The organism is Rhizobium cerradonense, from assembly GCF_030182455.1.
GTDB lineage: Bacteria > Pseudomonadota > Alphaproteobacteria > Rhizobiales > Rhizobiaceae > Rhizobium.
The window spans coordinates 121,001-144,480 of the sequence record NZ_JAQJCK010000007.1 but is presented as its reverse complement, the minus strand read 5'-3'; the positions used below and the strand labels follow the sequence as shown (position 1 = coordinate 144,480).

Annotated in this window: 22 protein-coding genes and 1 tRNA gene; 13 read left to right on the top strand and 10 right to left on the bottom strand. The window is 60.3% G+C overall.

Features of this window, described 5'->3' with window-relative positions; translation table 11 throughout:
* Positions 1-85 precede the first annotated feature (85 nt).
* On the bottom strand, positions 86-1,783 hold the full coding sequence (locus tag PH547_RS17415) for a long-chain fatty acid--CoA ligase (RefSeq protein WP_104821904.1): 1,698 nt from the start codon (positions 1,781-1,783) through the stop codon (positions 86-88).
* Between the two features lie 360 nt (positions 1,784-2,143).
* On the opposite strand from PH547_RS17415, the gene PH547_RS17410 reads away from it, so the two are divergent.
* A complete protein-coding gene (locus tag PH547_RS17410; protein ID WP_104821905.1) occupies positions 2,144-2,539 on the top strand; it encodes a PRC-barrel domain-containing protein in 396 nt (131 codons plus the stop codon).
* Between the two features lie 62 nt (positions 2,540-2,601).
* On the opposite strand, the gene PH547_RS17405 is transcribed toward PH547_RS17410, so the two are convergent.
* From PH547_RS17405 to osmF, 5 genes are all read right to left on the bottom strand, one after another.
* Entirely contained in the window at positions 2,602-2,997 is a 396-nt protein-coding gene (locus PH547_RS17405) for a VOC family protein (RefSeq protein WP_104821906.1), read from the bottom strand.
* Between the two features lie 61 nt (positions 2,998-3,058).
* Complete coding sequence (locus tag PH547_RS17400; RefSeq protein WP_104821907.1) at positions 3,059-3,808, bottom strand: ABC transporter permease; 750 nt, start codon at positions 3,806-3,808, stop codon at positions 3,059-3,061.
* Positions 3,805-4,743, bottom strand: a complete 939-nt coding sequence (locus tag PH547_RS17395; protein WP_245463965.1) for an ABC transporter ATP-binding protein — start codon at positions 4,741-4,743, stop codon at positions 3,805-3,807. The genes PH547_RS17400 and PH547_RS17395 overlap by 4 nt, the downstream gene beginning before the upstream one ends.
* 5 nt (positions 4,744-4,748) lie before the next feature.
* Positions 4,749-5,915 (bottom strand): ABC transporter permease, encoded by a 1,167-nt coding sequence (locus tag PH547_RS17390; protein ID WP_104821909.1) that lies wholly within the window; start codon positions 5,913-5,915, stop codon positions 4,749-4,751.
* 124 nt (positions 5,916-6,039) lie between these two features.
* Entirely contained in the window at positions 6,040-6,948 is a 909-nt protein-coding gene (gene osmF, locus PH547_RS17385; RefSeq protein ID WP_104821910.1) for a glycine betaine ABC transporter substrate-binding protein OsmF, read from the bottom strand.
* 453 nt (positions 6,949-7,401) lie between these two features.
* On the opposite strand from osmF, the gene PH547_RS17380 reads away from it, so the two are divergent.
* Complete coding sequence (locus tag PH547_RS17380) at positions 7,402-8,622, top strand: LysR family transcriptional regulator (RefSeq protein ID WP_104824971.1); 1,221 nt, start codon at positions 7,402-7,404, stop codon at positions 8,620-8,622.
* Positions 8,623-8,891: 269 nt separating this feature from the next.
* The gene (locus PH547_RS17375; protein ID WP_158704415.1) at positions 8,892-9,122 is read left to right on the top strand and encodes a hypothetical protein; all 231 of its coding nucleotides are present in this window, start codon (positions 8,892-8,894) and stop codon (positions 9,120-9,122) included.
* Between the two features lie 79 nt (positions 9,123-9,201).
* On the opposite strand, the gene PH547_RS17370 is transcribed toward PH547_RS17375, so the two are convergent.
* Positions 9,202-9,501, bottom strand: a complete 300-nt coding sequence (locus tag PH547_RS17370) for a putative quinol monooxygenase (RefSeq protein WP_104821912.1) — start codon at positions 9,499-9,501, stop codon at positions 9,202-9,204.
* 213 nt (positions 9,502-9,714) lie between these two features.
* Here PH547_RS17370 and PH547_RS17365 point away from each other — a divergent pair, with 213 nt between their 5' ends.
* Positions 9,715-10,068: a TM2 domain-containing protein gene (locus PH547_RS17365; protein ID WP_104821913.1), complete on the top strand. Its 354-nt coding sequence runs from the start codon at positions 9,715-9,717 to the stop codon at positions 10,066-10,068.
* Positions 10,069-10,784: 716 nt separating this feature from the next.
* Positions 10,785-11,627 carry a class I SAM-dependent methyltransferase gene (locus PH547_RS17360; RefSeq protein ID WP_104821915.1) on the top strand — a complete coding sequence of 281 codons (843 nt, stop codon included), beginning with the start codon at positions 10,785-10,787 and terminating at the stop codon, positions 11,625-11,627.
* Positions 11,628-11,913: 286 nt separating this feature from the next.
* Here PH547_RS17360 and PH547_RS17355 read toward each other — a convergent pair.
* Together PH547_RS17355 and PH547_RS17350 are read right to left on the bottom strand one after the other, a co-directional pair.
* Positions 11,914-11,989: transfer RNA gene (locus PH547_RS17355), tRNA-Thr, on the bottom strand.
* A 137-nt stretch (positions 11,990-12,126) separates the two neighbouring features.
* Positions 12,127-13,086: an NAD(P)H-dependent flavin oxidoreductase gene (locus PH547_RS17350; protein WP_104821916.1), complete on the bottom strand. Its 960-nt coding sequence runs from the start codon at positions 13,084-13,086 to the stop codon at positions 12,127-12,129.
* 325 nt (positions 13,087-13,411) lie between these two features.
* Here PH547_RS17350 and PH547_RS17345 point away from each other — a divergent pair, with 325 nt between their 5' ends.
* Positions 13,412-14,653 (top strand): hypothetical protein, encoded by a 1,242-nt coding sequence (locus PH547_RS17345; RefSeq protein ID WP_104821917.1) that lies wholly within the window; start codon positions 13,412-13,414, stop codon positions 14,651-14,653.
* 18 nt (positions 14,654-14,671) lie between these two features.
* On the opposite strand, the gene ppk2 is transcribed toward PH547_RS17345, so the two are convergent.
* On the bottom strand, positions 14,672-15,553 hold the full coding sequence (gene ppk2, locus PH547_RS17340) for a polyphosphate kinase 2 (protein ID WP_104821918.1): 882 nt from the start codon (positions 15,551-15,553) through the stop codon (positions 14,672-14,674).
* A 307-nt stretch (positions 15,554-15,860) separates the two neighbouring features.
* Here ppk2 and phoR point away from each other — a divergent pair, with 307 nt between their 5' ends.
* The 7 genes from phoR (at position 15,861) to phoB (ending at position 23,464) form a co-directional block, all read left to right on the top strand.
* Positions 15,861-17,057 (top strand): phosphate regulon sensor histidine kinase PhoR, encoded by a 1,197-nt coding sequence (gene phoR / locus PH547_RS17335; RefSeq protein WP_285168950.1) that lies wholly within the window; start codon positions 15,861-15,863, stop codon positions 17,055-17,057.
* A 186-nt stretch (positions 17,058-17,243) separates the two neighbouring features.
* Positions 17,244-18,278: a substrate-binding domain-containing protein gene (locus PH547_RS17330; protein WP_104821920.1), complete on the top strand. Its 1,035-nt coding sequence runs from the start codon at positions 17,244-17,246 to the stop codon at positions 18,276-18,278.
* A 62-nt stretch (positions 18,279-18,340) separates the two neighbouring features.
* Positions 18,341-19,822 carry a phosphate ABC transporter permease subunit PstC gene (gene pstC, locus PH547_RS17325; protein WP_104821921.1) on the top strand — a complete coding sequence of 494 codons (1,482 nt, stop codon included), beginning with the start codon at positions 18,341-18,343 and terminating at the stop codon, positions 19,820-19,822.
* Positions 19,819-21,153, top strand: a complete 1,335-nt coding sequence (pstA, locus tag PH547_RS17320) for a phosphate ABC transporter permease PstA (protein ID WP_104821922.1) — start codon at positions 19,819-19,821, stop codon at positions 21,151-21,153. The genes pstC and pstA overlap by 4 nt, the downstream gene beginning before the upstream one ends.
* 14 nt (positions 21,154-21,167) lie before the next feature.
* The gene (gene pstB / locus PH547_RS17315; RefSeq protein WP_104821923.1) at positions 21,168-21,983 is read left to right on the top strand and encodes a phosphate ABC transporter ATP-binding protein PstB; all 816 of its coding nucleotides are present in this window, start codon (positions 21,168-21,170) and stop codon (positions 21,981-21,983) included.
* 51 nt (positions 21,984-22,034) lie between these two features.
* Positions 22,035-22,748 (top strand): phosphate signaling complex protein PhoU, encoded by a 714-nt coding sequence (gene phoU, locus PH547_RS17310; RefSeq protein ID WP_104821924.1) that lies wholly within the window; start codon positions 22,035-22,037, stop codon positions 22,746-22,748.
* A gap of 32 nt (positions 22,749-22,780) precedes the next feature.
* On the top strand, positions 22,781-23,464 hold the full coding sequence (gene phoB, locus PH547_RS17305; protein WP_004128368.1) for a phosphate regulon transcriptional regulator PhoB: 684 nt from the start codon (positions 22,781-22,783) through the stop codon (positions 23,462-23,464).
* Positions 23,465-23,480 lie beyond the last annotated feature (16 nt).

Genomic DNA, 23,480 nt, shown 5'->3' with positions numbered 1-23,480 from the left:
GCGCGCAGGTAAAAGCGAAAAAAGCCGCCCGCGGATGAAGGCGGGCGGCTTCCCGAATGGCAGGGAATAATGACATCGAATTATGTCAGTTGCGCAATTCCTTGCGCAAGATTTTGCCGACATTCGATTTCGGCAGTTCGCTGCGGAATTCGATGAAGCGTGGCCGCTTGTAGTTGGTGAGGTTTGCAACGCAATGCGCCTTGACATCGGCCTCGGTCAACGCCTGGTCCTTCTTGACGATGAAAAGCTTGACGGCTTCGCCCGAATGTTCGTCCGGCACGCCAATGGCGGCGGCTTCGAGAATGCCGGGATGCATGGCGGCGACTTCTTCGATCTCGTTCGGATAGACGTTGAAGCCCGAAACCAGGATCATGTCCTTCTTGCGGTCGACGATCTTGGTGTAGCCGTGCTCGTTCATGAAGCCCATGTCGCCGCTGCGGAAGAAGCCGTCCGATGTCATCACGCGCGCGGTTTCGGCCGGCTGTTTCCAATAGCCCGCCATGACCTGCGGCCCGCGGATGCAGATCTCGCCGACCTCACCGAGCGGCAGCGATTTGCCGTTCTCGTCGCGAATGTCGAAATCGGTTCCTGTTATCGGCAGGCCGATCGTGCCGGTGAATTCCGGGCTGTCGAAACGATTGGCGCTTGCGACCGGCGATGTCTCGGAAAGACCGTAGCCCTCGGTGATCCAGGCCCCCGTCATCTTCTGCCAGCGCTCGGCGACCGGCCGCTGCACCGCCATGCCGCCGGCGAGAGTCGCTGTGTTGGAGAGATCGAGCTTGGCAAATTCCGGATTGTTCATCAGCGCATTGAACAGTGTGTTGAGGCCGGGGAACATGTCGAACTTGTACTTGCCCAGCTCCTTGATGAAGGCGGGTATGTCGCGCGGATTGGCGATCAGGACATTATGTCCGCCGAGCGACATGCCCATCAGCGAATTCACCGTGAGCGCGAAGATGTGATAGAGCGGCAAGGCGCAGACGAAGGTGAGCTGCTCGGGACGCGGCTTGTTGATATAGGCCGATTGCAGCCAGAGCAGCAATTGCTGCTGGTTGGCGAGCAGGTTGGAATGCGTCAGGATCGCGCCCTTGGCAACGCCGGTCGTGCCGCCGGTATATTGCAGGAAGGCGATGTCGCTTCTGGTGAGCTCGGATGGCTTCAACGGCAGCCGCGCCCCTTCGGAGAGCACGCCCTTGAAGCTGCGATGGCCGGGAATGGACCATGCCGGTACGAGTTTCTTCACCTTGCGAACGATGAAGTTGACGATGTGGCCCTTGATGCCGAGCATGTCGCCAAGTGCGGTGACCACGACATGGCGCACATCCGTATGCGCCAGAACCTGCTCCACCGTATGGGCGAAGTTTTCAAGCACGAAGATCGCCCTGGCGCCGCAATCGCGAAGCTGGTGTTCCAGCTCGCGCGGCGTGTAGAGCGGATTGACATTGACGACGACAAGACCGGCACGAAGTATGCCATAAACGGTGATCGGGTTTTGCAGCACGTTCGGCATCATGACGGCGACGCGGTCGCCCTTCTGAAGGCCGAGGCTTTGCAGCCATGCGGCGATCTTGCGCGTTTGCGTATCGAGATCGCGATAGGTGATCGATTTGCCCATGCTGGTGAAGGCGAGCTTGTCGCCATAGCGCGCGCAGCTTTCCTCCAGCAATTCAACGAGCGATGCATGCTCCAACGGCGGCAGTTCGGCCGGCACGATATCCGGGTAAGATGCGAGCCAAATCTTTTTGACCAGCGGTCTATCCGAAGGAGCGGAAACTGAATTCATGCGTACTTCCTCCTTGACGCATCATCACGCCCCGCCTTCGGCGAGCCGCGGCTTTGTAGCGTGGCACTGCTTGGTGGAAAAGTCTCCCGCTTTTCGCACCGCTGCCGCTTTTGCCCTCACCTAAAGACGTAGAGCAACAAAGAAAGCTATACTGACTTTGACGTAAACGTCAATAATACCTGAGCGTTAACTATTTTTTAATAAGTTTGAAAAAAGTACTGGAACTTTTGTGACAACAGCGCGTTAATGCGCGGTGAGCGAGGGCCTCACCGAACGCATCGTGCTGCCCGCACGGTACTCCGGGGCGGGGTCGGATGCTCAAGAGTTTTATGTGAAGCGTATCCAAGAGGAGGTGCGCACATGCATAAAGAGAGTGCCGAGACGATTAGCCGCGAACTCTATGTCAAGGACATGTCGATGCTGGTCGCATGCGACCGGGTCGAGGGGTCCAAGGTCTTCGGGTCCGATGGCAAGCAGATCGGTCATATTGAGCGCCTGATGCTGGAAAAAAGCGATGGTCGCATCGCTTTCATCATTCTGAGCTTCGGCGGCTTTTTCGGCATCGGCCAGGATCACTACCGGCTGCCGTGGGAAAAGCTACGCTATGATGCTCGCATCGATGGCTATCGTATCAATATGACCAAGAATGACATCGAAAAAGCCCGCCGTTTCGCCAGCAAGGACGACATCGTCGCCCACAAGGATAATGGCCATAAGAGCCATGACTATTTCGGCGTGCCACCCTACTGGATGTAGGCACACATATAGGAAAGCCAGAAACTGGCCCCGTTTTCACGGGGCTTTGGTTTATGCGGCTTTTACTGAAACCGCCCGTTCCTTTGCATGACTTCGATCCTGTAGCCATCGGGATCGCTGACGAAGAAGAAGAGGGCGAAAAGTCTTCCATCGCGATTGAGTTCAACGATCTTGCCGGGATTGAGACCAAGCTCGGTGAAGCGCGCGTGCTCGTCCCGGAGTTCATCGACCGAAACAGCAAGATGGCCATAGCCTTCCCCGAGTGCATAGGGTTCGATGCGGCCCTGATTGACGGTCAATTCCAATTCGAAACCGGTCTCGGCATTGCTGAGATAGATCAGTGTAAAGGTCGGAAAGGTGACGCGGTCGGCGACCGCGAGCCCGAAAGCCTTGCCGTAGAAATCGACCGCGCGCGCTTCATCGAGCACTCGGATCATCGAATGGATCATTTTCGCCATGTGCGCCTCCCTGTCGTTAAAGGCGGGGCCAAGATCATGCTCCGGAGCCGCCAAGGCTAAATCAGTGCGGCTGCAAGCCGATTTTGCGCGTGACTGCGGTTTCGATCAATTCCATGCCGTCATAGATCAGCACCGCCATCAAGCCGACGATCAAGCCGCCCTGCAGGATGAAGGCGGTGTTGTCGTTGATCAGGCCGGCGATGATGACTTCTCCAAGCCCCTTCGCCGCAACGGTCGAGCCGATCGTCGCCGTGCCGATATTGATGACCGTGGCGATCTTCAGCCCTTCGATGATCAGCGGCAGAGCGAGCGGCAGCTCGACCCGAAACAGCCGCTGCCAGCCGTTCATGCCCATGCCGTCGGCGGCGTCGAGCACGGAGGCCGGCACCTGCTGCAGGCCGGCGACGGTATTTTCGAAGATCGGCAGCAGCGCATAGAGGAAAAGCGCGATCAGTGTCGGCACCGCGCCGAAGCCGGTGGTGGAGATGGCGAGCGCCAATACTGCGACAGGAGGAAAGGTCTGGCCGGCATTGGCGATCGCCCGCGATAGCGGCAGGAAATCGGCGCCGCTCTTGCGGGTGACGAAGATGCCGCCGAGCACGGCGAGAATGCCGCTGGCGGCGATCGAGACGAGGATCAGCTCCATATGGCTGATCGCGAGACCGACCAGGCTGTTCTGCGTATAGATCGGCGATGCTCCGAATTTGGTGAGCGGTGCCAGGATCGGCATCAGCCATTCCGGCCGGAATAGCAGCACCAGCAGCAACGCCAGCGCCAAAAACCGGAAGATGTTGGCGGTCAGAAACTTCATGCTTTGCGGCCCAGTTCGATCAAATGCCGCATGGAGATCGAGCCGACTGGGACCTTGCTGTCGTCTTCGACGGTCGCCTCGTCCGCGCCCTGCCAGATCATCTCGGCCAGTGCATCGCGCAGATTGAGCGTCTGCGGCAGGCTGTAGCCAATGCCCGGTCGCAGCGGCTGCATGCTTTCCTTGAGCGGCAGCAGCGACATCAGCTTCAGCGCCCGGTCGGAGGTACCGGTCAGTTGCTGCACGAAGGGATCGGCGGGCTCGGTGAGGATCTTCCCCGGTTCCGAACATTGCAGCAGCTTGCCTTCGCTCATCACCGCGATCTGGTCGCCGAGATGGAAGGCTTCGTCCATATCGTGGGTGACGAGCACGATGGTCGTGCCGAACTGTTTCTGGATGGCCAGAAGGTCGTCCTGGGCCTTGCCGCGGATGACGGGATCGAGTGCGCCGAAGGGTTCGTCCATCAGCAGGACTTCCGGTTCGGCCGCAAGCGCACGAGCAACACCGACGCGCTGTTGCTGGCCCCCGGAAAGCTGGCTCGGATATTTCGCCGCGAAGGTGCCGGGATCGAGATGGAAGAGATTGAGCAGCTCCTCGACGCGCCGGTCGATGCGCGCCTTGTCCCAGCCGAGCAGTTGCGGCACGGTTGCGATGTTCTGCGCCACGGTGCGATGCGGAAACAGGCCGTGGCCCTGGATGGCATAGCCGATGCGGCGGCGAAGCTCGGTCGCCGGCACGCTCATGACATCCCGGCCGTCGACCAAAATCTGGCCGAGGGAGATCGGCACCAGCCGGTTGATCATGCGCACCAGCGTCGACTTGCCGGAGCCGGAGGTGCCGACAATGACGGTGATCGTGCCTTTTTCCATGCTCATGCTGACATTATCGACCACGGTGGCGTTGCCATAGCGCTTGGTTACGTCCTTCAGCTCGATCATGGCGGTCATGCGTGTTGCCCTCGGATGCTGTCGATGACCGCATCGAGGATGACGGCCGATGAGAATGCGAGAAAGACCGTCGGCACGGCGCCGAGCAGCACCAGATCATTGGCCGTCTGGCCGATGCCCTGGAAAATGAAGAGACCGAAACCGCCACCGCCGATCAACGCCGCGACGGTGACGAGGCCGATCGCCTGCACCAGCACGATGCGGATACCCGTCAGGATGACCGGGAAGGCGAGCGGCAGGTCGATGCCGGTCAGGATCTGCCGGCGTGTCAGCCCCATGCCGGCAGCGGCATCGCGCACCGACGGGTCGACGCCGGCAAGCCCGACGACGGTGTTGGCGACGATCGGCAGCAGCGAATAGATCACCAGCGCCACCAGCGCCGGCGCGGTGCCGATGCCTTGAACGCCGATCGCGGCCGCGAAAGGGACGTGCGCCGCGATATAGCCGAGCGGCAGCATAAGAATGCCGAACAAAGCGAGGCTAGGAATGGTCTGCACCAGGCTCAGGCCGCGCAGAACGACGGCGCGAAGCCTCGGCTGCCAATAACAGAAGATGCCGAGCGGCAGGGCAAGCACGATGGCGATGGCGACCGAGCCGAGCGAGAGGAACACATGGCCAAGCGCCTCGTTCCAGAATTTATCGGCATTGTTGGCGTATTCCTTCATGATCGACAGATTGTCGAGCAGGCCGGATCTAAGGATGATGCCGAGGATCGCGGCATAGAGCGCGAGCGAGGCGACCCGAAGCCATGGCGTAAGCCGCAGCTTCACCAGTGCATCCGAGATCACTAGGCCGATGACCGCGAGCAGCACCCAGAAGGCACCGCCCGGCGTAATGCGCGCCACGGTGCTGCCGGCAGGCGTGGCCGCAGTCGAGACGAAGCCGAGCGTGACGATCAGAAGGGCAATGGCGAGCGTGGCGATGGCGAGGCGGACGAGCTGGTTGCGCAGGAGAAGGGCGGCAAGGGCGGTGGCGACGAGAAGGAGGAGAAGTGCCAGCGCGACGGGCTGGGCGAGGAGCTGCGTCAGCAATTGCGGCTTGCCGGCGGCGATGCGGTTTGCCTTGACGATGATGAACGGCATCGACGCCGCCGCGAGGCAGCCACCGGCCACCAGCACCACTCCGAGACGGTCCACCCTGCGGACCGCTAGCGCATCTTCCATCAAGCAAGCTCCGTCAGCGCATGCCAAAACCGGCGAGGCGGTTTTTGGATAAGATCATGCCTCATCAAATATCCATGCGGCCCCACCTTATCAAAGCGGAGCCGCAGGGGTGATAGGTAAAGTCTTACTTCAGGAAGCCGTTTTCCTTGAGGTAGGATTCGGCAACCGACTTGGCCGGCTCGCCGTCCACCTGGATGCGGCCGTTCAGCTTGCGCAGCACGTCGGCAGTCAGGCCCTTGAAGATCGGGGCCAGAACTTCCTCGATCTTCGGATTGGCCTTCAATACGGCTTCGCGGATGATCGGCGTCGGCGCATAGACCGGCTGCACGCTCTTGTCGTCTTCGAGAACCGTCAGTTCAGCCGCTTCGATGGCGCCGTCAGTGCCGTAGACCATGGCGGTGTTGACGCCGTTGGTCTGGTCGGCCGCAGCCTTGATCGTCGCTGCCGTGTCGCCGCCGGAGAGCACGACTTCCTGCTCTGGCTTGATCTGGAAGTTGTAGGTCGTCTGGAAGGCCGGCAGAGCCGCCGGCGAGTTGACGAACTCGGAAGACGCCGCAAGCTTGACCGGCCCGCCGCCGGCAACCCACTTGCCGAAATCGGACATGGTCTTGAGTTTGGCCGGGCCGGCGACGTCGTTGCGAACGCCGATCGCCCAGGTGTTGTTGGCGGGCGAGGGCGTCAGCCAGACGATCTTATTGGCATCGTAATCGAGCTTCTTCGCCAGATCATAACCCTGCTGCAGGTTCTTCCAGGCCGGATCGTCTGATTTGTTGAAGAAGAAGCCGGCATTGCCGGTATATTCGGCGTAAATGTCAATTTCGCCGGCCGTGATCGCCTTGCGCAAAACGGGCGTCGTGCCGAGCGCGATGCGGTCCTTCGCCTTGATGCCGTTGGCATTGAGCGCGGCGAAGATGATGTTGCCGAGCAGCGTGCCTTCCGTGTCGATCTTTGAGGAGACCACGACGTCGGCAGCGCTGGCACCACTGGCGACGAAAGCCGTTAGCGCGGCGGCGAGTGCGAACTTCTTGAACATGATGTTTCCCTTTGTACCCCGTTGAACCGTTAGTCTGGCGTATCCGTTCGGTTCAAATCCGGTCCCCGGACACGCCACATATGACTGCGGGCCGAAGAACCCGCATGCGAAGTCCTGTCTGCGTCTGGGAGATAGCGCTCGCCACCGAAAAATCGATGACACGCCAGTCCGCCACCTGCAGTCGCCGCGCGATTATGACGAGGGTGCCCGGCATAAGCGCGAAAATAGATTTCTTTTTTCGGGGGCAAGTGCGTTTGTTTTTGTTCCCCTTACCCGTTTCGCCGCCGTTCCGATCTCTTGGGTTGAGCAGGGTCAGTTAGGCGGTCATCGAACGATAGTCCTCGCTCTTTTGGTTTGGGATATCTTTTTTTGAGAACACATCATATCGTGCCGGCATGTTGGTTCGGCCGCGTGCGAGGCAGGGTATGTGGCAGGCTCGAAAGGATGGCCGGCTTGTATCTCGGGGCATTGTTCATCGCCGACACGGTTTTCTCGATCGGCTCCGTCAGGGAGACGGCCCGCAGGCTCTCTTTTTCGGCCTCGACCGTGTCGAGCGCGCTTCGGCGGCTGGAGACGGAGCTGGCGATAAAGCTCGTCGAGCGAGCATCGGGCGAGCTCGCCACCCTGCTTGCCAGCTCGAAGGTGCAGAAGGGCCTGCAGCCGATCCTCTCCGCCATGCGGCAACTCTCGGTGCTGACGAAAGAACCTCCCGCACCACAGGACTATCCCCAATGGGCTGCGCGGCTACCGTTGAGGATCGCCACCATTGAACGTTTCCTGGAGGTCGCCGATCAGGGCAGCATCAATCGCGCCGCCCGCCGCCTGCGTCTCGGTCAGCCGCAGCTTTCGCTGCAGATCGCCAATCTGGAAGAATTGTTCGGTTGCCGCCTGTTTGAACGACAGGCGCAGGGTTCGGTGCTGACCGACGTCGGTCGCGAGGTCTATGCCATCCTTGCCGGTATCGCGGAGGCCTGGGACGAGATGAAGGCGGCGGCGGACGAGCGATTTCAGCGGGCGGCGCGGGCCGTGCGCATCGGGTCGATCATCCCGACCGGCTCGGAGAGCTGGGTGGCCCGCTCGCTCGCCAGCCTTGTGGCGCGCTGGAACATCAGCGGTAACCGCAACACGCTGTCCTTGATGCTGATGACCGCCGACGATTTGCGTGAGGCGCTGAGATCCGGCCGCATTGACGTCGCCATCGTCGATTCCGTCTTCGGTCTCGATGCCTTCGAGCATATGGAGCTGGTGGCAACCGACATGGTAGCGATCGCGCCGCCTGGCAGCACGGAACAGACGGTGACGGCGCTGGTCGAAAACCATCCGCTCTGCGTGCCGAGCTCGCGCACCGGCATCGGCAATGCGGCCACGGCCTTCGGCTACGACAGCGGCGACCGTCGCCGGTTTCGCGGCCGCGACATCACTTCGGCCGACTCGCTTCCCGTCATCGTCGACCTTGTCGCCAATCATGGCTATGTTTCGTTTCTCGGCCGCGTCAGCGCCGCGCCGATTGCCGACAAGGTGCGGATCGTCAATCCGGATCAGATTTTGCCGCTTTCCTATCACCTCGCCCACAATGGCCGCCGTGCTTCCGTCGATGCCTGCCGGCTGATCCAGGAGGCGGTGCGCGAGCTGGTGGGCGCAACGGAAGCTGCTCGAAGTCGCCCAGCATCTTAGGAGATTTTGGACTGACGGGACGCATCCTGACGTCCATACGGAACGGAGCTTAATCGCCAGGCCCACGCGTACAGGCCGTATTTCTCCCATACCTCATAGCTTTAGCTTCCGGAACATGCATTCCCCTTGAGCGTTTAACTCCATACCCCGCTTGTGCGGGAATGATGTGATCCGGGCCGGCATAGGTATCGCCGGCCTTACGGATGCGTGTAAGGAGAAGAGAAATGAGGATCATCGCAACGGCGTTAGTAGCGCTGGGTATCCTCGCTTTGCCAGTAACCAATGCTGATGCTCATCGTCGGTACTATTACCACCATCATCGGCACTACGGTCCCAGCGTCGTGATCTCGCCGGGCTTCGGCTTCTATGTCGGCCCAAGCTACGGCTACCATCGCTACTACTATCGCGACCGCTACTGGCGCGGTGGGGATTATTGGGGCTACCGCCATGGGTACTATCGCCCTTACTGGCGTGACCGCTACTACGATCCCTGGTACTGAGCAGGCAACCAGCTAACCCAGGCAAGCGGGTTATAATAAACGGCGCCAAAAGGGCGCCGTTTTTGTCGTAATGTGCGACTTAGACCGGGCTCAGCACATGCACGGCGCGCGCGGCCATAAGGTCCTTCACCTTCTCCCCATAAGCGGCCATATGCGCCGAAGCGGCATGTGCCTTAAGCGCCGCCATGCTTTCCCATTTTTCGACCACCACGAATGTATCGGGACCAAACGCCGGGTCGGCGCCTTCGACATCCACGACAGCGGTATATTCGATGCAGCCGTCTTCGGCATGCACGGCCGGAACATTCGCCTGGAAGGCTTCGAGCACGGCGGCACGCTTGCCGGGCTGCGCGGTGAGGATGGCGAGAACGTGGATCATGATGGTTCCTCTGAATGGATCGGATGATGGTGACGCAAAAGGATGGATGACGCACATTGCGCGCCGGTTTCGACGAATATCACAAATAGACGGCGGTCGAATGCTTGACTTCACTTCGATGCAGTTGCAATTCTCTATCTAGGCGTGAGTTTTAATGCGCCGATCTATTATGGCGTGAGGGGGCTTGCGCCGGAAAATCACTTGAGAGGGAAAATGGGGCTTTCCACGCAAGAGCAAATATTGGTTGAACAACGTGTGACCAATGAAGCAAAATCGGTGGGCGCAGCCTACTTGCTTTGGTTCTTTCTTGGCACTCTGGGCGCTCACCGGTTTTACCTCGGTAGAACCGGCAGCGGCGTAGTGCAGTTGCTTCTGTTCGTACTCGGTTGGCTTACGACATTCATTGTCATCGGCATCGCCCTCTTAGCTGCGCTGGGCATCTGGTGGATCGTCGATGCTTTCCTCATTTCCGCGATGATTGCCGAGCAAAAGCAGGAGATCCGGCAACGTCTGACTGACGAGGCGCTCTGGGCGAATCAGCAGGCGAGCAGGCAAAACGCGCCGTGATTTCAGCGCATGGCGAAAAGTCATAGTCGTGTAAGAAGATGCTTCGGCGGTGGCAGCGCCGAGATAGGATAGAAGGGTATAGGGCGGCTTTGTAAGCCGCCCACCTTCGCGTGTTCTTAATGTATCGATGAACTTCATCCTCGACGCACAATAACAGCGGCGTACGAAGTGGTGTCTGCCTCTCGTAATCAAAGTGATTACATGACAATCGACAAACATTAGTGCTTCCCTATGTTCATAAAAACAGGAGGAAAGCCAATGTCAGCCGAATGGCCAATGTTCATTTTGCAGTCGATCGTGGTTTTTGGCTTGGTGGGCGCCCTGTTCATCAGGGCATAGCCGCCGTCGCCAAACCCTTTGCCGCCTGAACCGCGGTTTCTCGGTCTCGAAGCCAAGCAGCCCGACCGATCAAACGGTCGGGCTGCTTGCACGATCCGATCAGGGGTCAAATCCAACCAGATCACAAATCATTAAGTTGAACTTATTATAAGTCAACTACTATCCATCCAAACCGTGCACGCCTCCCATCAAGACCAAACGTCCACCATCCGTCTAAAGCCCCGAATTGCTTGAACTTGACCAGTAGGGGCTTGTCCGCAGGGGTATGGTATTGCCGCAGCGGCTGCTGACAACTGCACGATTATCCATACCGACGCATTTTTGACGGAAAGCCGTTTTTCTGGCAACCTACGCTGGGGCGAAGGGGACTATCCGGCATGTCCGAGCACAATCCGGCGAGCAGCGATGCCTTCTATGGCTCGCAATACACACGCATCTACGGCCAACTTGCGTCAGAAATCCGCAGAGAGGCTTTCGGCGAGGATTTCGGGCAGGAAAGTTGGCGCGGTCCAGCTGAGCAGGCCGAGATCGCCGCCCTTCTGAGGCTAGGTCCGGACGCGTGCGTTCTCGATGTAGCGTGCGGGGCCGGCGGCCCATCCCTTGCTTTGGTAGAGCAAACCGGCTGCCGCCTCCTGGGCATCGACATCGTGCCTGAAGGCGTGTCAAGCGCGACAGCGGAAGCGGTGAAGCGAGGACTCACGGATCTAGCCAAGTTTGTCGTGCTCGACGGCGGGGAACCACTCCCGTTCGAAGACGGCACATTCGACGCCATTGTGTGTATCGACTCTATCTCTCATCTTCCCGACCGGCACTCCGCTTTGCGGGATTGGGCACGGCTTTTGAAAGCTGGCGGGCGCCTGGTCTTCACCGATCCGCTCGTCGTGACCGGAGCCCTTTCGAAGTTGGAGATCGACGGCCGTTGCGCTCTGGTCCTCGATGCATCCAATGCACTTTTCGTACCGCCCGGCTTTAATGAAAGCGCCATGACCGCGGCGGGCCTTGTGCTGTTGCAGACTGTCGACCGTGCTGCAGCTGCCGCCGAGATCGCTGGCCGCTGGCGCGACGCCCGCGAGCGCCGCGCGAATGCGTTGATTAGAGAAGAGGGCGAAGACTGGTTCCGACGTAGACAGGTTATGTTGAATATGACCGCTCACCTCGCGTCAGAGCGGAGATTAACGCGGTTCTTCTATCTCGCAGAAAAGCGCGAGGAATCGCAGTAACGGTGCGAATCCGAGCGACCTGCGTGGGCGCTACGCCCGATCGTCACCGCGGCATCGCGTATTTGACGCTCGCAATCGAGGAAGACGGCGATCTTCGATTTCGAGGTACTCATCGGGCCCACTTGAACTTCGCAACTCAAGGCGCGGACGGCGCTCCGCGTCAACGACCGGAACCACCTGTTCTTGGCCGAGGTCGAGGGCACTGCGCCCAAGTTTGGCCCTAGGTTCGCCATCGAGCCAATGATCGCTGTTGAATAGTTGGGTCAAGTATTTGCGTTTATTGGAGTGGTGCCGCTTACGTGACTCGAACACGTGACCCCATCATTACGAATGATGTGCTCTACCGACTGAGCTAAAGCGGCATTCCGGGCCGATCGGTATGGCCCTGCGATTTGCATGGCGCTGATACAGTCAATGCGCCGAGATTTCAAGCGCTCAAATTGCCGATTGGAAAAAAAGCGAGGGGCCTGTGAAAAAGCAGGCGCGCTTTCGAGCGTTCTCAGAGCGCCAGCCGGGCGCGCGCCTGACGATACTGCGCCTCCAGCCGATCGACAAGCGCGGCCACCGGTTCGATTGCTTTGACAGCGCCGATTCCCTGGCCGGAGCCCCAAATATCCTTCCAGGCCTTGGCGCCGGTCGTCGCCGTTTCGAAATCCATCTTGGAAGGATCGGCCTCGGGCAGGTTGTCCGGGTCCATGCCGGCGGCGCGGATCGAGGGTTTGAGGTAGTTGCCGTGGACGCCGGTGAAGAAGTTGGAATAGACGATATCGGCGGCCACGCCGTCGACGATCGCCTGCTTGTAGGCTTCCGCCGCGCGCGCCTCCTCAGTGGCGATGAAGGGCGAGCCGATATAGGCCATGTCCGCGCCCATCGCTTGGGCCGCCAGGATCGCGCCGCCATTGGCGATCGCGCCGGCAAGCAGCAACGGCCCGTCGAACCATTCGCGGATTTCCTGAACGAGCGCGAAAGGCGAGAGCTGGCCGGCATGGCCGCCTGCGCCTGCTGCCACCGCAATCAGCCCATCGGCTCCTTTGCGGATGGCCGAATTGGCATGACGGTTGTTGATGATATCGTGCAGCACTATGCCGCCATAGGAATGCACGGCCGCGTTGACCTCCGGCACGGCGCCGAGCGAGGAAATGACGATCGGCACCTTATATTTGACGCAGAGCATCAGATCGTGTTCCAGCCGCTTGTTCGAGGCATGGACGATCTGATTGACGGCGAAGGGAGCCGACGGGCGTTCGGGATGCGTCGCATCATGCGCAGCGAGATCTTCCGTGATCATCGCCAGCCATTCGTCCAACTGGCTCTCCGGCCGGGCGTTCAGCGCCGGAAACGCACCGACGACACCGGCCTTGCATTGGGCCAGTGTCAAAGCCGGATGCGAGATGATGAAGAGGGGAGAGGCCACGACCGGCAGCCGCAGGCGCTCGGTCAGGACGGAGGGAAGGGCCATGAACATCATCCGTATTTGACGTTTACGAAAACGTCAAAGGGATAGCAGATGTGCGTCGGGAGGGGAAGATGGCAGGCAGTAGGCAATGGGCAATAGGCAATAGTGATTGACGGCATCCGCGATTGAGGCCTTCCCCTGCTGCCTGCTGCCACCCCATTTGTGTCGTCTTTGCCATTTATCCCCGCCCGAGTGTTCGCGCCTCTTTTCGAGAGACTTGCACATTGCCGGTCGGGGCGTTACCGAATTCGGTTAGCGAATAGTAAAGAAATGGTCGTTTTGCGGTAGAGTATGCGGGCGCATCGCGAGTGAGAGTAAAGGACCTGATGTGAGCGGATTAGAAACGGCTATCAGAAGCGCGTTGGAGCGATCCGAGCGCGCCAATCCGGAAATCCGGGCTCGTATCTATCAATCGGCGCGACAGGCGCTCGAAGCCGGGCTTCGCAAGCAGGACATTACCGATATCGGCATTATTTCGGCTCAGCGCCAACGCCTGGAGGCGACCATCCGGGCGATCGAAGGCGAGGAGCGTGCCCGCCCGCCGGAACCGTCTGCTGCCCCCGAGGTGGAGGCGCCTTATGTGCCGCCCGCGCCGCCGCAACAGCAGGCCCCGCGACCGATGCAGCAGCGACAGGAGCAGGAGCCTGTCATGAGCGTTCGCGGCGAGACGCGCGACCACCCTGTTGCCGGCCAAGCCTCCGTTCCCGTCGAACCCACCGCCCCGGAAAGCGATTTTGGCGACATGCGAGCCGGCCCCGCCGATCATCTCGGCGCCGATAGCGATGAACGCCAGGCCGTCGCCGCGCCGGCCGCAACGCGGTCGATGAATTTCAAGCCCGAGCGTGCCGCCGTTCGCCGCAAGCCGCGCAAGTTCTTCTCCCGCCTGCTGGTCTTCTGCATCCTCCTCGCCTTCCTTGGTGTCGGTGCCTGGTGGATCAAGACCTCGGGCGTGTTCATGACGGCGGCCCAGCGCGACACCAGCGTTCCCAATCCGCCCGCGCATGTCGATTCCCAGGATTTCAACGGCAACAACAATGCCGACGATACGTCCGATGACGACGATAACAGTGGCCCCCCCGCCAATCCGGGGCTGGCGACGATCGATCCGCAGAACAGCTTCTCGGAAGAGTGGATCGAGATCTTCAAGCCGACCGACTTGGCCAAAGTCGCCAGCGGCCCGCAGGCCAAGGCCGAGAATGTCTCGGAAAACGAAGGCCCCGCAGTGCGGCTGACCTCTGAGACCAGCGGTGCCGATGGCAACGCATCCGTCGAAGTGCCGGCAAACGTGCTGCAGCAATTGGCCGGAAAATCGTCGACCGTCGCGCTTACGCTGCAGTCCACCTCGGATACACCGACGCAAATCACCGTCGAGTGCGATTTCGGCTCGCTCGGCTCTTGCGGCCGTCATCGTTTCGACGTTACCCGCCAGAAGACTGATGCGCTGTTCCAGGTCCGCTACGATCGTTCGCTTGCGCCCACGACACCGGGTCGCCTGATCATAAACAGCGATGTCGACGGCAAGGCGCGCGGCATCAACATCTACGCAATCCGCGTCCTGCCGGGGCAGTAAGGCTAGGGTGCATCCTGCCTATTTGAGAACATGCAATCCCATGCCAAGGATTTTGTCGTCGATCTCGCCGATCGCCTTCTCGTCCCTGCCGTCATAATCAAGCGCTAGCAGAATGTGACGGATGAGGTTGAGGCGCGCACGACGTTTGTCATTGGCGTGGATCACCGTCCATGGCGCATAGTCCATATGCGTCTCCTTCAGCATCCGGTCGCGCTTTTCGCTGTAGTCCTTCCATTTGGTCAGGGCCGCGATATCCATGGAGGAGAGCTTCCACACGGCGCGCGGATCGTGGCGTCGGTCGTGAAAGCGCTTGAGCTGCATTTCCCTGCCGATATCGAGATAGAATTTGAAGAAGAAAATGCCGTCCTGGACGATGAGCTTTTCCATATGCGGGGTCTGCTTCAGGAATTGCTCGTATTGCTCCTGCGTGCAGAAGCCCATGACCGGCTCGACACCGGCGCGGTTATACCAGGAACGATCGAACAGCACGAATTCGCCCGCTGTCGGGAACTGGGCGACATAGCGCTGGAAATACCATTGCCCGGCTTCCCGGTCGGTCGGCTTGGTCAGCGCCACGGCGCGCGCAAGGCGGGGGTTCATATGTGCCGACGTTGCCGCGATCGCACCACCCTTGCCGGCGGCGTCGCGGCCTTCGAAGAGCGCCATCACCCGCTTACCGGTCGCCTGCAGCCAGAACTGCACTTTGATGAGCTCGATCTGCAGCTTTTCCAGCTCTTCCAGATACTCTTCTTCCTTTAGCTTCTTCTTGTAGGGATAGCCGCCGGAAGCAAGCGCCTCGTCGTCGATCCAGTCTGGCAGCACAGGGTCATCGACATCGAATATGCGCGTCTTGCCATGCATATCCAGCTCCACCGCACGGCTTTTCACGTCCTCTGCCATGTGCTCTGCTCCTCCGCAATTTACGCCATCTTAACGATATCTGCCCGTGCGGCAAAAAAAGCCTCACGGGCAAGTTGGGTCATTTATCCAGTATTTTCAAGCCTTTTGCGGACATCCTCATTCGCCGGCTACATTTATTGTTGTCAGTTGCGGGCTTGTGTGGATAGAGCCGAAAACTTCTGTCATGAATCCCCGCTAAGACCCAGAGTCTTGGATTCCGCTATGACAGGCAAAGGGACGGGTACACTTGGAAGACGAATGGTCATTCCTCAGAAAGCTGGCTGCACGGCTGCGGCAGGAGATCGCCATGCTAGTTCTGGCGACGCTGATCGCCGTTTTGGCGCTTATCGAGGGTATCAATACGGGCATCGTTTTCTGGCTCTGGGTGGTCGTTGCGATCGTCGCGCTGATTCGCCGGCCGCTCATTGAGAAGGCCGCGCCGCCGGCACCCGTCGAGATGGTTCCTACCGATCCGCAAACCGTGCTTCGCACCGTGTTCTCCGGCCTTGCCGCGCTCGACGTGCCGGTGCTGATCATCGACCGCGAGGCGTCCGTTCTGATGCAGAATGCCGCCGCCGAGAAAGCGTTCGGCGCCTTTCCGCTCAATGCTCATATCTCCGCCAAGCTGCGCTCCCCAGGCGTGCTCGACATGGTGCGCGAGACGATCACCACCAATACGCCGAACCAGATCGAACATTCCGAGCGCCTGCCGTCCGAGCGCGTTTATGTCGTCCGCATCGCCCCGGTCGATCTGCCGGAAACTGACGTCGAGCCCGGCACCTTCTTTGCGCTGTCTTTCCGCGATATCTCCGAACTCCGCCATATCGACCGCATGCGATCCGATTTCGTCGCCAACGCCAGCCATGAGCTGCGCACGCCGCTCGCCTCGCTCCGCGGTTTCATCGAAACCATCCAGGGGCCGGCCAAGGCGGATCCGAAGGCGCAGCAGCGCTTCCTCGGCATCATGTTCGACCAGACGACGCGCATGAGTCGCCTGGTCGACGATCTCCTGTCGCTGTCGCGGCTGGAGCTGAAATCGCACATCGCGCCGGATCAGAAGGTCGATCTCGTGCCGTTGCTCGGCCATGTCCGCGACGCGCTGCTGCCGCTTGCCGACGATCTCGACGTCACCATCAATCTGCATCTGCCGCCGGGGAAGGTGGAAGTGCTGGGTGATCGCGACGAACTGGTGCAGGTCTTCGAAAACCTGATCGAGAATGCCTGCAAATATGGTCAGGAAGGCAAGGTGGTCGAGGTTTCCGTCTTGAACGAACTGGGCCAGGCCGTCGAGGTCATCATCTCGGACAGAGGGCCGGGCATCCCGGCGGAACACGTGCCGCGCCTGACCGAGCGCTTCTATCGCGTCAATGTAGAAGACAGCCGCTCGAAAAAAGGCACCGGCCTCGGGCTCGCCATCGTCAAGCATATTCTCACCCGTCACCGCGCACGGCTGATCGTCAAGTCGGAAGTCGGGAAAGGAACGGACTTTACGGTCCGCTTCTGAACGCCTTCGTAAATCACCCCTTTTCGGCGCAACTTCATTGATAAATTTCAAGGGGTTGATCTGTCATAATTGTTTCACTCGCCTGACATAAAAGGGCGGTGCTTTGACCGCTAAAAAAGAGATGTTGAACAGGCGGATGCTCCGTTCGCCGTCGCGCTCTTCAAAGCCCGTCAGGGAGGGTTCACCATGGACACGTTGAAACTGTCTGTCATCGCGTTGGTTGCATCCGCCGCTTTCGCTGGCGCCGCCGCGGCCCGTGATCAGATTCAGATTTCAGGTTCCTCCACCGTATTCCCCTATGCCAAGATCGTTGCCGAGAGTTTTGGTGAGACCTTCACGAATTTCAAAACGCCGGTCGTTGAATCCGGCGGCTCCGGTGCCGGTCTCAAGGAATTCTGCAAGGGCGTCGGCCCCGATTCCATCGATATCGCCAATTCGTCGCGCCCCATCAAGGCTAGCGAGGTCGAGGCCTGCAAGGCTGCCGGCGTTGCCGATATCCAGCAGGTCAAGATCGGCTACGACGGCATCGTCTTCGCTTTCGACAAAAGCAATCCCGACATGAAATTCGTGCCGGCCGATCTCTATAAGGCGCTGGCGGCCGAAGTCGTGGTGAACGGCAAGTTGGTTCCCAATCCTTATAAGAAGTGGTCGGAGATCAATCCGGCCCTGCCGGCCTTTGAGATTGAAGCCTATATTCCCGGTGAGAAGCATGGCACGCGCGAGGTCTTCGAAGAGAAGGTGCTCGCCGCCGGCTGCAAGGGCTCCGGTGCGCTCGATGTCATCAAGGCGACGGTCTCCGATCCCGATCAGCAGACCAAGAAATGCATTGCGGTGCGCAAGGACGGCGCGGCGGTCGATATCGACGGCGATTATCCCGAGACGCTCGCCCGCATCGATGCCAACAAGCATGGCATCGGCGTCTTCGGCCTCTACTTCTATCAGAACAATGCCGACAAGCTGAAGGTCGCGCCGGTGAGCGGCATCGTGCCCTCGGGCGAGACCATCGCCAACGGCACCTATCCAGTGTCGCGGCCGCTATTCTTCTACGTCAAGAAGGCGCATCTCGGCGTCATTCCGGGCCTGAAGGAATATGTCGACTTCTTCACGAGCGATCAGATGATCGGACCGGACAGCCCGCTTGCCGAATACGGCCTGGTGCCGGCGCCGGATTCCGAGCGTGACCAGATTCGCAAGGATTTCGCGGACGGGAAGATCATGTGATTGCATAAGGACTGCCCGTCGGCGCGGCTTGCCGCCGTGCCGGCGTTCGCCGGGGAATGGGAATGAGTTTGTCACTGCTGCTGTTGTGTCTGTCGATCATCGGCGCCTTTGCTTTCGTGCTGGGGCGGACGAGAGCGGCTGCGCTGTCGGGCAACAGATCCTCGGCCATACATTCGCGGCTTGGATACCACGGCGCCTATGCGGCCATCTGGGCGGTATTGCCGGCGTTGGCGTTGATTTGCGCCTGGCTGGTGGTCAGCCCGCAGGTTATCGACCGTTTCGTGGTCGAATCCTTTCCGGAGGAGGTGAAATCCCTCTCGACCGCCGAACTTAAGCTCACCTACGGCATAGTGCGCAGCATCGCCCATGGCATGCGCCAGCTCGATGACCGGGACCTTGCCAACGTCGCCAACGGCTCGGCCGATCTGCAATTGGTCCTGGCACAGAAAGGCATCCCGCTCGCTATCCGGCCGACCGGCTATATGATAGACGCCGCCAATAAATATAACGGCATGCGGCATGTGAGCCATGTCGTCATGTCCGTGGCGGCCATCATTCTTTCGTTGTTCGGTGCCATCCACGGCCTGCGTGCCATCGCGCCGCGTTTTCGCGCCCGCAACCGGGTGGAACAGGTCATTCTCGGCGGCCTGATCATTGCCTCTTCCATCGCCGTGCTGACGACGGTCGGCATCGTCGCTTCGATGCTGTCGGAGGCCGCCCGCTTCTTCAACATGGTTCCGGCTGCCGAGTTCTTCTTCGGTACCGTCTGGGACCCGCGCTTCACCGGCGCCGGCTCACAAACGTCTGGCACGTTCGGCCTCATTCCGTTGCTGGCCGGCACGCTCTATATCGGCTTCGTCGCCATGCTGGTCGCCGTTCCCGTCGGGTTGTTTGCCGCGATCTACATGGCCGAATATGCCTCGGCGCGCGTGCGCTCCGTCGCCAAACCGATGCTCGAAGTATTGGCCGGCATTCCGACCATCGTCTATGGCTTCTTTGCGCTCGTCACGGTCGGGCCTTTCCTGAGAGATATCTCGGCTGATCTCAATGGCCTGCTGACCGGCAATTATGCCAATTTCATCGAGGCGCAGAGCGTGCTGACCGCCGGCCTCGTCATGGGCGTCATGCTCATTCCCTATGTCTCCTCTCTGTCCGACGACATCATCATGGCCGTGCCGCGGTCGCTGCGGGACGGCTCGCTCGGCCTTGGCGCCACGCGCTCGGAAACGGTCAAGCGCGTCCTCCTGCCGGCGGCCCTTCCGGGCATCGTCGGCGCGCTGCTGATGACGGCGTCGCGGGCGATCGGCGAGACGATGATCGTGGTACTTGCTGCCGGCGTTGCGGCCCGCATGCAGCTCGATCCCTTTGAGCCGATGACGACGGTCACGGTGAAGATCGTCAGTCAGTTGACCGGCGATCCGGAATTCACGTCACCGCAGACATTGGTTGCCTTCGCACTCGGCATAACGCTGTTCTGTCTGACCCTTTGCCTGAATGTCTACGCGCTTTACGTCGTCCGCCGCTACCGGGAGCAATACGAATGAGCGATGTCGTATCCTCCCAGGCACCGAATATGTCGCGCGGATTGACGCCAGGCGCTCCGGCGCGGCGGGATATCGGCATCAAGCGACGTTATGCGGCCGAGCGGCGTTTTCGTGCCTATGGGATGGCCGCCGTCATTTTCGGACTGGTTTTCCTGATTATTCTCGTCTCGACCGTTGTCCGCAACGGCTACACTGCCTTCGTGCAGACCTCCATCGCCCTGCCGATCGAGTTCACCGAGAAGGTCATCGATCCCATAGGCAAGGGGGCCAGTGATCCGAAGGTCCTGATATCAGCCAACTATACGGCGCTGGTACGCGACGCCGTGGTGAAGGCGCTGGGCATCGATCCTTCCAATCGGGCGCTCGTGCGCCAGGCGATGGAAATGGTATCGGACGGCGCACGCATTGCATTGCGCGACAAGGTCGTGGCCGATCCCTCTGTCATCGGAAAGACGGTGAAGGTCACTTTCCTCGCCAGTGCCAATATCGACTCTGCCTACAAGGGACAGATCGACCTGACGGCGGACGAAAAGGACCGCAAGGTCTCCGACCAGCAACTCGCCTGGATGAGGCAGCTTGCCGCCGCCGGCGCCCTGCACGAGGCGTTCAATACGGGTCTGTTCCTGTCCGGCAATTCCAGTCGCCCGGAGGCCGCGGGTCTCGGCGTCGCGCTAATCGGCTCGCTCTATCTCATGTTGACCGTGCTGGTCTTGGCGCTGCCGGTCGGCGTCGCCGCCTCGATCTACCTTGAGGAATTCGCGCCGAAGAACCGGTTGACGGATCTGATCGAGGTCAACATCAACAATCTCGCCGCGGTGCCGTCGATCGTCTACGGCCTGCTCGGCCTCTCGGTCTTCATCAACTTTATGGGCCTGCCGCGTTCCGCCTCGCTGGTCGGCGGGCTGGTGCTGAGCCTGATGACGCTGCCGATGATCATCATCGCCACCCGCTCGGCATTGCGCGCCGTGCCGCCGTCGATCCGCAGTGCCGCGCTCGGGCTTGGCGCATCGCGCATGCAGATGGTTTTCCATCACGTCTTGCCGCTCGCCATGCCGGGTATCCTGACGGGTACGATCCTCGGCCTTGCCCATGCGCTCGGCGAGACCGCGCCGCTGCTTCTGATCGGCATGGTCGCCTTCGTCGCCAACTATCCGAGAGGGCCGCTCGATCCTTCGACGGCCCTGCCGGTGCAAATCTACATGTGGGCGAGCGAAGCTGAGCGCGCCTTTGTCGAGAGAACCTCCGGAGCCATTATCGTCCTGCTCTTCTTCCTTGTTGCGATGAACATCGGGGCCATCCTGCTGCGCCGTCGCTTTGAGCGGCGCTGGTGACGGGAGGCGATGGAATGAACATGATGACGGAAGCCGCGAGCGAAAAAGCACTGGCCAGGAAGATGATAACGATCCCCTACAAGATGATCGGTCAGGCCGTCTCGGTCCATTATGGCGAGAAGCGCGCGCTGTTCGACGTGGATCTGAACATCCGCGCCAACACTGTCACCGCGCTGATCGGTCCTTCCGGCTGCGGCAAGTCCACCTTCCTGCGTTGCCTCAACCGCATGAACGATACGATAGACACCTGCCGCGTCACCGGCAAAATCACGCTCGACGATCAGGATATCTACGACAACTCAATCGATGTCGTCGAGCTGCGTGCCCGCGTCGGCATGGTGTTTCAGAAGCCCAATCCGTTTCCGAAGTCGATCTACGAGAATGTGGCCTATGGTCCGCGTATCCATGGGCTGCATCGGTCCAAGAGCGATCTCGACCATATCGTCGAAACCAGTCTGCAGAAGGCCGGGCTGTGGGGCGAGGTGAAGGATCGGCTCTATGATGCCGGCACCAGCCTCTCTGGCGGTCAGCAGCAACGCCTCTGCATCGCCCGCGCCGTCGCGGTCAGTCCCGAGGTCATTCTCATGGACGAGCCGTGCTCCGCGCTCGATCCGATCGCCACCGCCAAAGTCGAGGAACTCATTCATGAGCTGCGGGAAAACTTCACGATCGTCATCGTGACGCATTCCATGCAGCAGGCAGCCCGCGTTTCGCAACGTACCGCAATGTTTCATCTCGGCCATCTGGTCGAGGAGAACGATACCGATAAGATGTTCACCAATCCCGATGATTACCGCACGCAGGATTACATCATGGGCCGTTTTGGCTGATGATGCTCCCCGCGCGGTTCCTTTCACATCTTTCACCTAGAGGATAAAAAAATGGTCTCAACACACATTCTCTCCGCTTACGACGAAGACCTGAAGTTCCTGACGCGCCGCATTTCCGAAATGGGCGGCCTGGCGGAGCAGATGGTCAGCGACAGCGTCCGCGCCCTGGTAAACGGCGATGCCAGCCTTGCGCAGAAGGTCATCTCCGATGACGTCATTCTCGACCACGCCGAGCGCGAAGTCGGCGACAAGGCGATCGTCACCATCGCCCGCCGTCAGCCGATGGCTGCGGACCTGCGTGAAATCATGGGCTCCATCCGCATCGCCGCCGATCTGGAGCGCGTCGGCGATCTCGGCAAGAACACCGCAAAGCGCGTCATCGCCGTGCAGGGCACCGGCGTTCCGCGTCGTCTCGCCCGCGGCATCGAACACCTCTCCGAACTGGCGCTCGTCCAGCTCAAGGAAGTGCTCGACGTCTACTCGACCCGTTTACCTGACAAGGCCGTGTCGATCCGCGAACGCGACGAGGAAATCGACGCCATGTACACCTCGCTCTTCCGCGAGATGCTGACCTACATGATGGAGGATCCGCGCAACATCACCACCTGCACGCATCTTCTTTTCTGCGCCAAGAACATCGAGCGCATCGGCGACCATGCCACGAACATCGCCGAGACGATCTATTACATGGCGACCGGTGCCCAGCCCGAAGGCGAGCGCCCGAAGGACGATACCGCCAACACCGTCGGTTCGGTAACGGAATAAAGTAGACACCAAGAGAAGGAGACCAGAGGCGCATGGTTCCGAGAGTTGCTGTTGTAGAAGACGAGGAAGCGCTAAGCGTTCTGCTGCGCTATAACCTCGAGGCCGAGGGCTTCGAGGTCGACACTATCCTGAGAGGCGACGAAGCTGAGCTGCGCCTCCAGGAGCGCATCCCCGATCTTCTGATCCTCGATTGGATGCTCCCCGGCGTGTCCGGCATCGAGCTCTGCCGTCGGCTGCGCATGCGGCCGGAGACGGAGCGCCTGCCGATCATCATGCTCACCGCTCGCGGCGAGGAAAGCGAGCGCGTGCGCGGCCTTTCCACCGGCGCGGACGACTATGTCGTCAAGCCGTTCTCGACGCCGGAACTGATGGCCCGCGTCAAGGCGATGTTGCGCCGAGCCCGCCCGGAGGTCCTGTCCACGGTACTGCGCTGCGGCGATATCGAACTGGACCGCGAAACCCATCGCGTCCACCGAAAGAGCCGTGAAGTGCGGTTGGGGCCGACGGAATTCCGCCTTCTGGAATTCCTGATGTCGTCCCCCGGCCGCGTCTTCTCTCGGTCTCAGTTGCTCGACGGCGTGTGGGGGCATGATATCTATGTCGACGAACGCACCGTCGACGTGCATGTCGGCCGCCTGCGCAAGGCGCTGAATTTCTCCAACATGCAGGACGTCATCCGCACCGTTCGCGGCGCGGGTTATTCCATGGAGGCCTGATGGGGGAGGCCTGATC